A 13,969-nucleotide genomic window follows, 5' to 3' on the forward strand; every position below is an offset into this window, starting at 1 on the left:
CGGCGTCGTCCATCTTCGAATTTACCTGCGAAATACCTCGGAGCCCGACAGCATCCCGACTGAGGGGCTAGGAGGGCTCCTCCTCGTCGTCCTCGTCGGAGTCCGTGAGGACGGGAGAACCGTGGTGCGACCAGAGCCGCCAGCCCTCCGGTGTGCGTCGGAACACATTCGTGGCCACGACGAGCTGGCCGACGAGCGGGCCCAGTTCCCCGCCGTCCTCGGCGGGTCCGCCGCTGAGGATGTTCTCGGTGCAGGTCACCAGGGCGGTGTCGCCTATGACGGTGACCTTGGTGTCGGTGAGGAAGAACTGGATGTACTCGGTGTGCGACATGATCAGCGCGTAGGAGCGCAGCACTTCGCCGCGTCCCGACAGCACCGGCCAGCCCGGGTGCACGCAGGAGATCTCGTCTTCGAGCCAGAGCGCCGACAGCGTGTCGAAGTCCCCCCGCTCCATGGCCTCGTAGAAGGCCGTGTTGACCTCTTCGACGGATTCGATGTCGGTACGGCTCACCGTGCCCCTTCCTCGTCGCTACGGGTCGTACGCAGTGCCCCTTCCACGGCGCGGGCCACCCGAACCGCGTCGGCGCTCGCCCGTACCTCGTGGACCCGTACGGCCCAGGCGCCCCCGGCGGCGGCGATGGCGGTGACGGCGGCGGTCGCGGCGTCGCGTTCGCGGGCGGGCGGCGGGGAGGCGTCGTCGGCGCCGGCCAGCACCCGGCCGAGGAAACGCTTCCGCGAGGCGGCCACCAGCAGCGGGAAACCGAGGGCGCGCAGCTCGGCGAGGTGGGCGACCAGGGCCAGGTCGTGTTCGGCGTTCTTGGCGAAGCCCAGACCGGGGTCGACCAGGAGCCGTTCGGGGGCGATGCCGCCGGTGACGACGGCGTCGATGCGGGTGTGGAGTTCGGCGGTGACCTCGGCGAGGACGTCGTCGTAGACGGCGAGGCTGTTCATGCCGTCGCTGAAACCGCGCCAGTGCATGACGACGAAGGGCACTTCGGCGGCGGCGACGGCCGGGATCATGCCGGGGTCGGCGAGGCCGCCGCTGACGTCGTTGACCAGGGTGGCGCCGGCGGCCACGGCCCGGGCGGCGACGGAGGCGCGCATGGTGTCGACGGAGACGACGACCCCTTCGGAGGCGAGGCCGCGGACGACGGGGACGACCCGGCGCAGCTCCTCCTCCTCGTCGACGCGGGAGGCGCCGGGGCGGGTGGACTCGCCGCCCACGTCCACGAGGTCGGCGCCCTGGGCGACGAGGTCGAGGCCGCGCTTGACGGCCGCGGTGGTGTCGAACCAGCGGCCGCCGTCGGAGAAGGAGTCGGGGGTGACGTTGACGACGCCCATGACCGCGCAGCGGTCCCAGTCGGGGAGGCCTGTCACCAGGCCCCTGGGGGCGGGGCCGCGGTTCGTGTTCATGGTTCCCAGGGTAGGGCCCGTGTCCTGGCCCCTGCCCTGGCCGGGCGGGCGCCCGGACCCCGCGCCTCGAACGCCGGCGGGGCTGGATCGCCCCCCGGCGGGATGTGGCGTCAGGCGGCCTGGATCTCGCGTTCCGCCGGGACGGCGACGACGGTCGGGGCCTGTACGCGGTGGTGGGCGCAGGTGCGGACCGGCTTGGGGCGCCTGCGGCCGGCGAACAGGCGGGGCAGGGCCAGCGTGACGAAGCCCTCGGCCTGCATCGCGGCGAAGCCGATGCGGGGCAGGTCCCGGGTGGTGCGGAAGACCACGAAGCGGGGCTCCCAGCGGGGGCGGAACTTCGCGTTGAACTTGTACAGCGACTCGATCTGGAACCAGCGCGAGAGGAACACCAGCAGGCTGCGCCACATCCGCAGGACCGGGCCGGCGCCGATCTTCTCGCCGCGGGCCAGGGCCGAGCGGAACATCGCGAAGTTCAGGGAGACCTTCTCGATGCCGAGTGCCGGGGAGGCCTCCAGGGAGGCGACGATGAGCAGTTCGTTCATGCCGGGGTCGGCGGCGCGGTCGCGGCGCATCAGCTCCAGCGACATGCCGTCCTTGCCCCACGGCACGAAGTGCAGGACGGCTTTGAGGTCGCCGAAGGGGGAGGTGTCGCCCTCCTCGACGCGGTGCGCGGTGGCGATGTAGCAGTCGCCGTCGCCGGGGTCGCCGACGCGGCCGAGCGCCATGGAGAAGCCGCGTTCGGTGTCGGTGCCGCGCCAGGCGTCGGCGGCGCCGCGGACCTGCTCCAGCTCGGTCTCGGTCAGCTCGCTGACGCGGCGGACCTTGGTGGTGTAGCCGTTGCGCTCGATGCGCTTCACCATCTGCCGGACGTTGCGCATCGCCCGGCCCGAGAGGGAGAAGTCTTTGACGTCGACGATCGCCTCGTCCCCGAGCTCCAGGGCGTCGAGACCGGTCTCGCGGGTCCAGACTTCGCCGCCGGTCTCGCTGCAGCCCATGACGGCGGGGGTCCAGGAGTGGGTCTTGGCTTCCTCCATGAACCGTTCGATGGCGCCGGGCCAGGCCTCGACGTCGCCGACGGGGTCGCCGGAGGCGAGCATCACGCCGGAGACGACGCGGTAGGTGACGGCGGCCTTGCCGCTGGGGGAGAAGACGACGGCCTTGTCGCGGCGGAGCGCGAAGTGGCCCAGCGAGTCGCGGCCGCCGTGCCGGGCGAGCAGCTCGCGGAGCTTGACCTCGTCGTCGGCGGTGAGCCGGGCGGCCGGGTGCTCGGGGCGGAAGGCCAGGTAGATGGTGGTGACGGCGGTCAGCATGCCGAGGGCGCCCAGGGAGTAGCCGACGGTCCAGGACACCCGGCCGGCGTAGTCGACGGGGCCCTCGAAGCCGAAGAGCCCGTAGACGACGTGGCTGATCTGTTCGTAAACACCCGGATTGCCTACAACGCGGCCGGGGTGCGAGTTGACGATGACCAGACCGAGGCCGATGGAGCCCGCGCTCATCAGCACGAAGTTGGCGAGCGCCTTCCACCGGCTGCGCGGGTCGGGCAGTGCCTTGAATTCACTCTGGTGGCGCAGCAGGAGTGCCAGGAGCACCGCCGAGATGATCAGGCCGATGATCGAGTGGCGGTACGTGAACTGCGCGACGGCGCCCGCCGGCAGCAGCACCACCGCGGCCCGCCAGGCACGGCGCTTGCGGCGCTTGAGCCCGTGGGCGAGCAGCAGGAGCAGCACGCCGGCGCTGAGGGCCAGGGCGGCCGCGAAGGGGCCGAAGGAGCCGGGCAGCACTTCGGTGACCGCGTGGATGCGGCTGTGCCGGAAGCGCGGGAAGACTCCCGCCGCGATGTCCAGCAAGCCGACGACCGTGACGGCTGTGCCGACGATCCCGGGGACGGTCTCCGGTCGTGGGCCTCGGAGGATTCGGCTGACAGGCTTCGGAACCTGTCCCGACTTATCGCCATCTATCCTGCTAGACATCGCTTCCCGTTGCTCCGCGAGAGATCATGTGGCCGAAGGCCGCTGGAGCCTCCGCTGGGTGGTGCGTCCACTAGGACGACATCGGAGGGGAGCGGGTTCACTCTTCCTCGAGAAAAAAACTAGTCCTGCCATAGAAAGTCGACTGACTGCTCATGGGTCTCACCAGTAATACGGTTCTGGCGCTGGCCATCCTTGCCGGTGTGCTGCTGTTCGCGGCCACGGTGTGGTTCTGGCCGAAGCTCTCGGGCCGCTCCTGGCGCGCGGTCCTCGGCCGGATCGCCCTCCTGCTGGCGACGCAGCTGGCGCTGTTCGCGGCGATCGGCCTCGGCGCGAACAAGTCCTTCCTGTTCTACGGGTCCTGGGCCGACCTCTTCGGCCAGGAGACCTCGATCGGCAAGGTCGTCGACCATTCGATGAGCAGTGCCGACATCAAGGTCGTCGACAAACAGCAGCTGGACGTGCCCGGCGGCGCCAAGCCGCCGGTCGGCGGGCAGATCCTGAAAGTGGCGATAACCGGCCAGAAGTCGAAGATAACGACGACCGGCTTCGTGTGGCTGCCGCCGGAGTACTTCCAGCCGCAGCACAAGGACCAGAACTTCCCGGCCTCCATCGTCCTCACGGGCTACCCGGGCATGGCGGAGAACCTGATCAAAGGGCTCGACTACCCGATGACGGCCTTCAGGCAGGCCAAGACGGGCAAGATGAAGCCGATGATCCTGGTCATGCTCCGTCCGACCCCGGGTTCGCGCGACACCGAGTGCGTGGACATACCCGGTGGCCCGCAGACCGAGACCTTCTACGGCCAGGACCTTCCGCAGGCCGTCCAGAACACCTTCCGGGTCGGCAAGAAGCCCGAGAACATGGGTTTCATCGGCAACTCCACGGGCGGTTACTGCGCGCTGAAGATCGCCGCGCACTACCCGAAGACCTTCGGTGCCGCCGCGGGCCTGTCCGCGTACTACGAGGCCGCGGACGACCCGACGACCGGTGACCTCTTCCACGGGGACGCGAAGCTGAAGGCGCGCGCGAACGTGTTGGAGTCGGTGAAGGCGAAGCAGCCGTCCGGTACGTCGTTCCTGGTCACCAGCAGCGAGAAGGGCGAGCCGAACCTCGCCGGCACGAAGAAGTTCATCACGCTGGTCAAGGGACCGGACCGGGTCTCCTCCATCATCCTCGACAGCGGCGGCCACAACTTCAACACCTGGCGCCGCGAGATCCCGCCGATGCTGGTGTGGATGAGCGGCAGGATCCAGGCGTAGGAGGGCTCGGGCTTCCCGGCTCAGGCCTCCTGCAGCCGGGCCCGGCGCAGGGCCCGGTGCACCCCCTCCGGGGTGAGTACGCCGATCAGCTCGCCGGAGTCGGGATCCGTGACCCCGATCCGCCCCGAGTCCTCCTGGAGCAGCAGCGCGAGCGCCTCGCGCAGACTGGCCCCCAGCGCCACTTCGGCGGTGGGGGCCTTTCCGCCGTCGGAGGCCGGGTCGGACAGGTCGGCCTGTGCCACGGCGGTGACGGCGAGGCGCTTGAGCCCGCGGTCGGAGCCGACGAAGCCGGCCACGTAGTCGGTCGCCGGGGCGCCCAGCACCTGCGCCGGGCGGGCGAACTGCTCGATGGTGCCCGCTCCGTAGACCGCGATGCGGTCCCCGAGCCGGACCGCCTCCTCCAGGTCGTGCGTGACCAGCAGGATCGTCTTGCGCACGGTCTTCTGGAGCGTCAGGAACTCGTTCTGCAACCGCTCGCGCACCACCGGGTCCACCGCGCCGAACGGCTCGTCCATCAGCAGCACCGGCGGGTCCGCGGCGAGCGCCCGGGCCACGCCGACGCGCTGGCGCTGCCCGCCGGAGAGCTGCTCCGGATAGCGGCCGCCGTAGACGGCCGGGTCCAGCCCGACCAGTTCGAGGAGTTCCGCGGCCCGCGCGCGGGCCTTGGCCTTCGGGGTGCCGATGAGCTGCGGCACGGTGGCCGTGTTCTCCAGCACCGTCTTGTGCGGGAACAGCCCGACCTGCTGGATGACGTAGCCGATGCGGCGGCGCAGTTCGACGGGGTCGGCGGCGGCGATGTCCTCGCCGTTCAGGAGGATCCGGCCGGAGGTCGGCTCGATGAGCCGGTTGACCATCTTCATGGTGGTCGTCTTGCCGCAGCCGGACGGGCCCACCAGGGTGACCAGTTCTCCCTCGGCGACCTCGAAGGACAGGTCGGCGACGGCCGTGGTCCCGTCGGGGTAGCGCTTGGTCACTTGCTCGAATCGGATCACCCGGCCATCTTTCCCTACCCGCGGGGTCCGTTTGTGAAGGGCGTGTTGCCCGTGTGCGAAGGATTCCGGCCATTGTGGGTGCCGGGGGTTATGGTCGCTCCTACGTACGGTCGGTGACGGGGGGTGAGGGGCGATGGCCGGGCAGAGCTGCCTGGTGGCGAACGACTGGATCTGCTGGGACTACGTCACGTCCCGCTCCCAGGAGCTCACCGACGCCACCCTCGAACACGTGTGGATCACGGGCGTGTCGGTGCTGATCGGCATCGCCGTGTCCGTCCCGCTCGCGCTGCTGGCCCGTCGCGGCCGCCGCTGGGCGGCCCCCGTCCTCGGCATCACCACCCTGCTCTACACGGTCCCCTCGCTCGCCATGTTCTCGCTGCTGCTGCCGGTCTTCGGGCTCTCGGCGGCGCTGGTGGTGACCGGCCTGGTGCTGTATTCGCTGACCATCCTCGTGCGCAACGTGCTGGCCGGTCTCGAAGCCGTGCCCGCGGACGTACGGGAAGCCGCGCGCGGGATGGGGTACGGCCCGGGCCGGCTGCTGTGGCAGGTCGAGCTGCCGCTGGCGCTGCCCGCCCTGCTGGCCGGCGTACGGATCGCGACCGTCTCCACCGTGGCGCTGACGACCGTGGGCTCCATCGTGGGCAAGGGCGGCCTCGGCAATCTCATCGCACCCGCCGTGAACAGTTCCTTCAAGGCACAGGTGCTCACCGCCTCGGTGCTGTGCGTACTCCTCGCGCTCGTCGCGGACCTGGCTCTGCTCGGCCTCCAGCGGCTGCTGACCCCCTGGACCCGTGCGACCCGGGCGACGCGCGCGACCCGTGCCGCTCGCGCCGCCCGTGGAGCCGACGTCAGCGCGGGAGTCGTCTGATGGGAGTGCTGGGACAGGCCTGGGACTGGCTGGCCGACGGGGCCAACTGGTCCGGGGAGAGCGGGGTCTGGAACCGGCTCGGCGAGCACGTGTACGTCAGCGGGATCGCCCTGGCGCTGGCCTGCGCGGTCGCCCTGCCGGTCGGACTGCTGCTGGGCCACCTCGGCAAGGGCGGCGGCCTCGCCGTCAACGTCTCCAACATCGGGCGGGCCGTCCCGGTCTTCGCGGTGCTGGCGCTGTTCATGGTCTCCCCGCTGCGGGGCGCCGGGTACCTGCCCACCATCGCCGCGCTGGTGCTCTTCGCGATCCCGCCGCTGCTGACCAACGCCTACGTCGGCATGCGCGAGGTCGACCGCTCGGTGGTGGAGGCCGCGCGCGGCATGGGCATGTCCGGCCGCCAGCTCTTCTGGCGGGTGGAACTGCCGCTCGCGCGCGGACTGGTGATGACGGGGCTGCGCTCGGGGGCCGTCCAGGTCATCGCCACGGCCACCATCGCCGCCATGGTCGGCCAGGGCGGCCTCGGCCGGATCATCACCGCCGGCTTCAACACGTACAACACCCCGCAGGTCGTCGCGGGCGCCCTGCTGGTCGCGGCGCTGGCCCTGCTCGTGGAGGGCGCGCTGGTGGCGGCCGACCGGCTGCTGCCGGGCGCGGCCACCCGCTGAGCGGTGCCCCGAGACGTCGGCCCACCCCTTGTCGGCCCACCCCTTGTCGGCCCACCCCTTGAAGGAGATTGAGATGAGCAAGTCCACGCGCGCCCTCGGCGCGGCCCTGGGCGCGGTCGCCCTGACCGCATCGCTCGCCGCGTGCGGCGGCGACAGCCTGGAGAAGACCAAGGACGGGGGCTCCTCCGCCGCCGCCTCCGGGTCGTCCGAGGGTGGCAAGGGCGGCAAGCTGGTGATCGGTGCGGCCGGGTTCACCGAGTCCAACGTGCTGGCCGAGCTGTACGCGCAGATCCTGAAGGACGCCGGTTACAGCACCTCGATCACCACGGTCAACAACCGTGAGCTGTACGAACCCTCGCTGGAGAAGGGCGAGATCGACGTCGTCCCGGAGTACGCGGCGACCCTCGCGGAGTTCCTCAACGCCAAGGTGAACGGCTCCAAGGCGCCGACGGACAAGCCGGTCGCGTCGAGCGACGTGGCGGCGACGGTGGTGGCCCTGGAGAAGCTGGCGGGTCCGCTGGGGCTGAAGGCGCTGCCCGCGGGCTCGGCGGTCGACCAGAACGCCTTCGCGGTGAGCAAGGAATTCGCCACGAAGAACAATCTCAAGACCCTTTCCGATCTGGGCAAGTCCGGTCTGAAGGTGAAGATCGCGGCCGGTGACGAATGCGCGGTGCGGCCCTTCTGCGCACCCGGATTGAAGACCACATACGGAATCGATGTTTCCGGTATCGACCCCAAGGGCGTCGGAACCCCGCAGGCCAAGCAGGCGGTGAAGGACGGCGCCGACCAGCTCGTCCTCACCACCACCACGGACGCCACCCTCGACAGCTTCGGCCTGGTCCTCCTGGAGGACGACAAGAAGCTCCAGAACGCCGACAACGTGCTCCCGGTGGTCAACGCCAAGGACGCCGGCGCCCCCGAGATCGCGGCCGCCCTCGACAAGATCACCAAGGCGCTCACCACGGCCGACCTGGTCGAGTTGAACCGCAAGATCGACGCCGAGCGCGCCAAGCCGGCCGATGTCGCGAAGGCCTATCTGGAGTCCAAGGGCCTTCTGAAGAAGTAGGAGTTGCGCCTTTCGTACGGGACGTGCGGTAACTGCTCGGAAACAGATTCCCGGGCGGCTACCCCACACCCTGTCCACGCCCTGTAAATTTCAGGCCATGCCCCGTGGACGCCACCGCAATCCCGAACCCCTTCACCGGCTGCTCACGCCGACGGCCGTCGCCGGTGTGTCCATAGCCGGCGCCGGCGCCGCCTGGCTGCTCGCGGAACCGATGGCGCTGCGCCTGCTCGTGGCCCTCACCGCGGCCGCCGGCCTGGCCGGCGCCGTCGTCATGCGCGCGTGGGACCTGTCGGCCGGCCGCCGGGTCAGCGAGCTCGGGCGCGAGCGGGTCAAGGACGAGTGGCGCACGGACGAGCGGATAGCCGAGCTCGAATCCGACCTCGAAGAGGCCCGGGTGCTGCGCGGCAAGCTCGACGCCAAACTGCGCGCCAAGCGGGTCGAACTCGCGGGCCTGCGCGGGGAGCACGCGGCGCTGCTGCGCCGGTACGCCACCGCGGAGACCGAGCGGGCGAGCGCCCTGGAGGGCCGCCGGCTGCTGGCCATCGAGGCCGCGGCCCCGGCCGCTCCCGCCGCCCCGGGTCCCAAGGAACTTCCCGCCGTCTCAGAGGAGCGCACCAGCGCCGGCGCCGCCACCTCGGTGGGCTTCGCCCGCGCGCACGCCGCGCTCACGGCGCTGGCCGACAAGGCGGCCCGGGCCGCCGCGTCCGCCCCGGAGCCCCCGCGCGGGCCGGCGGCTCTCCCCGCCGCCCCGGCCGCCCGTGCCCTCCCGGCGGCTCCGGCCGCCCCCGCCGGCCCTGCCGCCCCCGTGCAGGCCGCCCCCGTGCCCGCCGCCCCCGCGAAGCCCGCCGAGCCGGAGTCGCACGCCCGCCCCGCGCTGACCGGCCCGGTGCCCGCGGGCCCGGCGGCGGCCGTCCCCGCACGCCGGCTCGCGGCCGCGGTGGCCCCGTACGCGGCGCAGCGCCGCCCGACCTCGCGCGTCGAGGGCGGCTTCGACTTCTTCGGTACGAAGACGGCCGCGCAGGTGCGCGCGGTCATCGAGTCCGTCCAGAACGAGGACCTCGCCGATGTCGTCGGCGCGGAGGCCCTCGCCGTCCACAAGGCGGAGTCCGCCCGGAGCGGGGCGGAGCCGGAGTTCAAGGCGGCCACCGACGAGCACCGTGCCGTGGGCCAGGTCATCGACCTCACCGCCCACGACGAGACGGAGCCGATCGACGTGGTCCAGCTCCGCACCGCCATCTCCTAGCGCGGCGCGTCGAACCAGCGGACGGCGCCGCGGTCCGGGCGGCCTCGAGCATGTCCACGGAGGCAGTGGTCGAGGGGCGCTAGAACAGCGGCAGTTGGCCCGGCAGCGGGGACAGGGTGAAGCCGTCCAGCGTCGGGGCGGCGGCGCCGAGGGTCACGCGGGCGCGGGAGCCGGGGCAGGAGACGAGGTCCCCGCGGCCCCGGCCCGCGGGCGGGTCGTGGCGGGCGATCCGACCGGCGGTGACGGCGCAGTCGCGGCCGCAGGAGGGGCAGGCCCGGCGGGGTGAAAGGGACATCCCCCAAGTCTGCCCTGCCCCGCGGACATCGGCCCGCCCGACCGCTCCCGGGTCAGCGCCCCCGGGCGGCCGCCCAGCTGTCGTGGGCCCGGGCCACCCGGGTCCACAGGGCCGCGCGGTCGGTCGGGGTCAGGTCGTCGAGTGCGCGGCCGAAGACGCCTTCCAGCACGGTGTAGAACTCCTCCGGGCCGTCCAGCACGCGCTCCGTGTTCCCGTGCACCGGGTCGATCCGGCTCAGCACCCGTCCCCGCAGGGTGTCGATGCCGTCCGCGTCGCGCCGCAGGGCCGCGAAGGTCCGTACGAAACCGGAGTCCTCGGAGGTCGACAGCCGGACGTGTTCCGCCTCGAAGGCGGCCGCCGCGGCCGGTCCGGCGGGCTCCGCGCGGAAGTTCGCGAGCGGGGCGGAGCTGCCCGGGTTGCGGTAGAGCCAGCCCGTTCCGGGCAGCCGTTCCAGGGAGTAGGCGAAGGCCCCCTGGCGGTGGGAGCCTTCGCGCAGCGGCAGCGGCTCGTACGGGCCGTCGCCAAGCCCGGCGTCCACGTAGTAGACGCGGGTCCCGTCGGCTGCCGCCCCCGGCACGCGGACGGTGAGCGCCAGGTGGTCGCCGCTCACGCCCCGGACGGCGTCTTCGGCCTGCGATTCCATGTAGACGCCGCCGACATGGCGGGTGACCTCGTAGCCGAGGTGGTCCAGGAGCGCCGCGAAGGCGCCGTTGAGGTGGAAGCAGTAGCCGCCGCGACCGGCCGCGAAGCGGCGTGCCGTCAGCTCGGGGTCGATGCCGGGGGCGCGGCCGAGCTGGATGTCGACGTTCTCGTACGGGACGCGCTCCAGGTGCGCCCGCTGGAGGGCGAACAGCCCCTCCACGGACGGCGCGCCGGGCTCCTCGATGCCGAGCCGCCGCAGGTAGGCGGCGTATATGCCGGGGTGCGGGTGTGTCTTGGTGCCGGAGGTCATGCGGGCAGCCTAGGCCGCGGGCAGCCCGGGCCGCGGGCTGGACGGCGGCCGCGGGCTGGACGGCGGCCGCGGGCTGCACGGTGGCGGTGGGCCCGGCTACTTGTCGATGTCGCCGACGACGAAGAACAGCGAGCCGAGGATCGAGACCATGTCCGCGACGAGCTGCCCGGGCAGCAGTACCGCCAGCGCCTGGATGTTGTTGTACGAAGCCGAGCGCAGCTTGAGCCGGTACGGGGTCTTCTCGCCCTTGGAGACCAGGTAGTAGCCATTGATGCCGAGGGGGTTCTCGGTCCACGCGTAGGTCTCGCCCTCGGGCGCCTTCAGCACCTTCGGCAGCCGTTGGTTGATCGGGCCGGGCGCCAGCTCCGCCATCCGGTCCAGGCAGGCGACCGCGATGTCCAGTGCGTTGTGGGTCTGCTCCAGCAGCACCTCGAAGCGGGCCAGGCAGTCGCCCTCGGTGCGGGTGACGACCTTCAGGACGTCCTGGAGCTCGCCGTAGGCGAGGTACGGCTCGTCGCGGCGCAGGTCGAAGTCGACGCCCGAGGCGCGGGCGATCGGGCCGGAGACCCCGTACGCGTGGACGGCCTCGGCGGACAGGACGCCGACGCCGCGGGTGCGGGCGCGGAAGATCTCGTTGCCGCGCACCAGGTCGTCGTAGACGTGCATGCGCGTGTTGACGTCGGCGATGGCGGCGCGGGCCCGGCCCAGCCAGCCGGCCGGGAGGTCCTCCTTGAGGCCGCCGACCCGGTTGAACATGTAGTGCATGCGGCCGCCGGAGATCTCCTCCATGACGGCCTGAAGCTCCTCGCGCTCGCGGAACGCGTGGAAGATCGGGGTGATGCCGCCCAGCTCCAGGGGGTACGAGCCGAGGAACATCAGGTGGTTCAGGACCCGGTTCAGCTCGGCGAGCAGGGTCCGCATCCACACGGCCCGCTCGGGCACCTCCATGCCGAGCATCCGCTCGACGGCCATGACCACGCCCAGCTCGTTGGAGAACGCGGACAGCCAGTCGTGGCGGTTCGCGAGCATCACGATCTGGCGGTAGTCGCGGGCCTCGAAGAGCTTCTCGGCGCCGCGGTGCATGTAGCCGACCACCGGTTCGGCGCTCACGATGCGCTCGCCGTCCAGGACGAGGCGCAGGCGCAGCACGCCATGCGTGGAAGGGTGCTGGGGGCCGATGTTGAGCACCATGTCGGTGCTCTCCGCCGCGCCGCCGATGCCGACCGTGGTCTCCGTCATGGCGGCATTGTCTCAGCCGCCGGGGGTGACCCGTAGCTCGGTCCGGATTCCGGATCGGGGAGCGGCGGCCGACAGGTGGTGCGGGCCCGGCCCGCAGAACGGGTCACCGCCCTAGGGTGGGGGGATGGACACGGGGACAGAGGGTGGGACGGGGCTGCCCGAGTGGGTGGGCCTGCCGGGAGGGCTGCTGTCGCTGCGCAGGCTGGTGCTGGCGCTGTGGATGTCCCTCTTCACGGTGGTGACGGCCGTCGTGCTGGGGATGGCGGTCGGCCCGGGGTGGGCGGCGGTCGGCGGGTTCTGGCTGCTGGTGCTGGCCTGGGGCTGGGTGATGCTCGGACGGAACTGGCGGTCCTGGCGGTACGCGGAACGCGCCGACGACCTGCTGATCAGCCGGGGCGTGATGTGGCGGGAGCAGACCGTGGTGCCGTACGGGCGGATGCAGCTGGTGGAGGTGACCTCGGGCCCGCTGGAGCGCCGCTTCGGGCTGGCCTCCGTACAGCTCCACACGGCCGCGGCGGCGACCGACGCCAAGATCCCCGGACTCGCGCCCGAGGAGGCGGAACGGCTGCGCGACCGGCTGACGGAGCTCGGCGAGGCAAGGTCGGCGGGGCTGTGACTCCTCCGGCGGGAGCAGAAGCAGGAGCAGGCGCAGAGGCAGGCGCAGGCGCAGGGGCGGGGCCCGCGGCCGGGCCCGGCCAGGAGCGGCGGTTGCATTTCCTCACCCCGCTGCGCCGTGCCTGGGTGCCGATCGCCGCGACCATCGGCATCGTCGCCCAGCAGGGCGAGAACGTCGCCGAGTGGGTGACGTCGGTTTCCACCGTCCTGCGGGTCCTCGGACTGGTCGCGCTGGTCCTCGCCTTCGGCCTGTACGGCTTCCTCAGCTGGTGGTTCACGCACTACGCCGTCACCGACACCGAACTGCGCATCCGCAGCGGGCTCCTCTTCCGCCGCACCGCGCACATCCGCCTCGACCGGATCCAGGCGGTCGACGTCACCCGCCCGCTGCTGGCCCGCGTCGCGGGCGTCGCCAAGCTGCGGCTCGACGTCATCGGCACCGAGGCCAAGGACGAGCTGGCCTTCCTCTCGGAGCAGGACGCCGTCTCGCTCCGCGCCGAGCTGCTGGCCCGCGCGGCCGGTTTCACCCCGGCCGAGGCCCCGCTCCTGGGCGAGGCCCCAGAACGGGAGCTGCTGCGCGTGGGGCCGCGCGACCTGGCGGTGTCCCTGCTGCTCACCCTGACCACCTGGGCGATCCTCGCCGGCGGGATCATCGGCCCCTCGCTGGTGTGGTGGTTCAGCTCCAACCCGTGGGTGGCCATCGTCGCCCTGCTCCCGGTCCTGGGCGCGATGTGGGCGGCCAGCGCGGGCCGGTTCCTCGCCGAGTACGACTGGCGGGTCGCCGAGTCCCCGGACGGGCTCCGGCTCGACCACGGAATGCTCGACCGCGCCCACGAGACGGTGCCGCCGGGCCGGGTGCAGACCGTACGGCTCGTCGAGCCGCTGCTGTGGCGCCGGCGCGGCTGGGTCCGGGTGGAGCTGGAGGTGGCCGGCTCGAAGAACGACGTCCTGGTGCCGGTGGCCACCCGGGCCGACGCCCATGCCGTCGTCGCCCGGGTGCTGCCAGGCGTCGACCTCGGGGGCCTCGTCTTCGAGCCCTCGCCCCGGAGCGGATCGCGCTGGGTGGTCCCGGTGTGGTGGAAGGGGTACGGCCTGGCCGTCTCCGCGGACGTGTTCGCCGCCCGCCACGGCCGCCTGTGCCGGCGTACGGAGATCGTCCCGCACGCCAAGGTGCAGAGCGTGCGCCACTCCCAGGGCCCCTGGCAGCGCGCCCGCGGCCTGGCCGACGTCCACGTGGACACCGGCGCGAACGGTACGGTCACGGCCCGCCTGCGCGGTGCGGCCCAGGCCGCCGAACTGCTCCACGCCCAGGCGGCCCGCTCCCGGACCTCCCGGGCCGCGGCCCGCCCGGACCGCTGGATGACCTGATCGCCGGATGGCCTCATCGCCGGG

At 72.2% G+C, this 13,969-nt stretch carries 14 protein-coding genes; 7 read left to right on the plus strand and 7 right to left on the minus strand.

Annotation, left to right across the window (positions count from 1 at the left end; all coding sequences use genetic code 11):
• Nucleotides 1-67: 67 nt before the first annotated feature.
• The 3 genes from OG247_RS24510 to OG247_RS24520 form a co-directional block, all read right to left on the minus strand.
• Complete coding sequence (locus tag OG247_RS24510) at nt 68-511, minus strand: nuclear transport factor 2 family protein (RefSeq protein ID WP_327254277.1); 444 nt, start codon at nt 509-511, stop codon at nt 68-70.
• Nucleotides 508-1,413 carry a dihydropteroate synthase gene (gene folP / locus OG247_RS24515; protein WP_327254278.1) on the minus strand — a complete coding sequence of 302 codons (906 nt, stop codon included), beginning with the start codon at nt 1,411-1,413 and terminating at the stop codon, nt 508-510. Before folP ends, OG247_RS24510 begins: the two co-directional genes overlap by 4 nt.
• Nucleotides 1,414-1,523: 110 nt before the next feature.
• Entirely contained in the window at nt 1,524-3,383 is a 1,860-nt protein-coding gene (locus tag OG247_RS24520) for a phosphatidylglycerol lysyltransferase domain-containing protein (RefSeq protein WP_327254279.1), read from the minus strand.
• Between the two features lie 152 nt (nt 3,384-3,535).
• Here OG247_RS24520 and OG247_RS24525 point away from each other — a divergent pair, with 152 nt between their 5' ends.
• Nucleotides 3,536-4,642: an alpha/beta hydrolase gene (locus OG247_RS24525; protein WP_327254280.1), complete on the plus strand. Its 1,107-nt coding sequence runs from the start codon at nt 3,536-3,538 to the stop codon at nt 4,640-4,642.
• 20 nt (nt 4,643-4,662) lie between these two features.
• On the opposite strand, the gene OG247_RS24530 is transcribed toward OG247_RS24525, so the two are convergent.
• Nucleotides 4,663-5,634: an ABC transporter ATP-binding protein gene (locus tag OG247_RS24530; protein ID WP_327254281.1), complete on the minus strand. Its 972-nt coding sequence runs from the start codon at nt 5,632-5,634 to the stop codon at nt 4,663-4,665.
• 133 nt (nt 5,635-5,767) lie between these two features.
• Between OG247_RS24530 and OG247_RS24535 the strand changes: the two genes are divergently transcribed.
• The 4 genes from OG247_RS24535 (at nt 5,768) to OG247_RS24550 (ending at nt 9,476) form a co-directional block, all read left to right on the plus strand.
• The gene (locus OG247_RS24535) at nt 5,768-6,502 is read left to right on the plus strand and encodes an ABC transporter permease (protein WP_327254282.1); all 735 of its coding nucleotides are present in this window, start codon (nt 5,768-5,770) and stop codon (nt 6,500-6,502) included.
• Nucleotides 6,502-7,167 carry an ABC transporter permease gene (locus OG247_RS24540; RefSeq protein WP_327254283.1) on the plus strand — a complete coding sequence of 222 codons (666 nt, stop codon included), beginning with the start codon at nt 6,502-6,504 and terminating at the stop codon, nt 7,165-7,167. The genes OG247_RS24535 and OG247_RS24540 overlap by 1 nt, the downstream gene beginning before the upstream one ends.
• A gap of 73 nt (nt 7,168-7,240) precedes the next feature.
• Complete coding sequence (locus tag OG247_RS24545; protein ID WP_327254284.1) at nt 7,241-8,233, plus strand: ABC transporter substrate-binding protein; 993 nt, start codon at nt 7,241-7,243, stop codon at nt 8,231-8,233.
• Between the two features lie 97 nt (nt 8,234-8,330).
• Nucleotides 8,331-9,476 (plus strand): hypothetical protein, encoded by a 1,146-nt coding sequence (locus tag OG247_RS24550; RefSeq protein ID WP_327254285.1) that lies wholly within the window; start codon nt 8,331-8,333, stop codon nt 9,474-9,476.
• 79 nt (nt 9,477-9,555) lie between these two features.
• Here OG247_RS24550 and OG247_RS24555 read toward each other — a convergent pair whose 3' ends face one another.
• The 3 genes from OG247_RS24555 to OG247_RS24565 all read right to left on the minus strand — a co-directional run bounded on the left by OG247_RS24555 (nt 9,556) and on the right by OG247_RS24565 (nt 11,962).
• Nucleotides 9,556-9,771: a hypothetical protein gene (locus tag OG247_RS24555; protein ID WP_266905946.1), complete on the minus strand. Its 216-nt coding sequence runs from the start codon at nt 9,769-9,771 to the stop codon at nt 9,556-9,558.
• Between the two features lie 52 nt (nt 9,772-9,823).
• Nucleotides 9,824-10,723, minus strand: coding sequence for an arylamine N-acetyltransferase family protein (locus OG247_RS24560; RefSeq protein ID WP_327254286.1), 900 nt, complete (start codon nt 10,721-10,723; stop codon nt 9,824-9,826).
• A 96-nt stretch (nt 10,724-10,819) separates the two neighbouring features.
• Nucleotides 10,820-11,962, minus strand: coding sequence for an NADH-quinone oxidoreductase subunit D (locus tag OG247_RS24565; RefSeq protein WP_250754463.1), 1,143 nt, complete (start codon nt 11,960-11,962; stop codon nt 10,820-10,822).
• Nucleotides 11,963-12,086: 124 nt separating this feature from the next.
• Here OG247_RS24565 and OG247_RS24570 point away from each other — a divergent pair, with 124 nt between their 5' ends.
• Both OG247_RS24570 and OG247_RS24575 read left to right on the plus strand, forming a co-directional pair.
• Nucleotides 12,087-12,578 carry a PH domain-containing protein gene (locus tag OG247_RS24570; protein ID WP_327254287.1) on the plus strand — a complete coding sequence of 164 codons (492 nt, stop codon included), beginning with the start codon at nt 12,087-12,089 and terminating at the stop codon, nt 12,576-12,578.
• Nucleotides 12,575-13,945: a PH domain-containing protein gene (locus tag OG247_RS24575; RefSeq protein WP_442813387.1), complete on the plus strand. Its 1,371-nt coding sequence runs from the start codon at nt 12,575-12,577 to the stop codon at nt 13,943-13,945. The genes OG247_RS24570 and OG247_RS24575 overlap by 4 nt, the downstream gene beginning before the upstream one ends.
• The last annotated feature ends 24 nt before the right edge of the window (nt 13,946-13,969 follow it).

Source organism: Streptomyces sp. NBC_01244 (assembly GCF_035987325.1).
GTDB lineage: Bacteria > Actinomycetota > Actinomycetes > Streptomycetales > Streptomycetaceae > Streptomyces.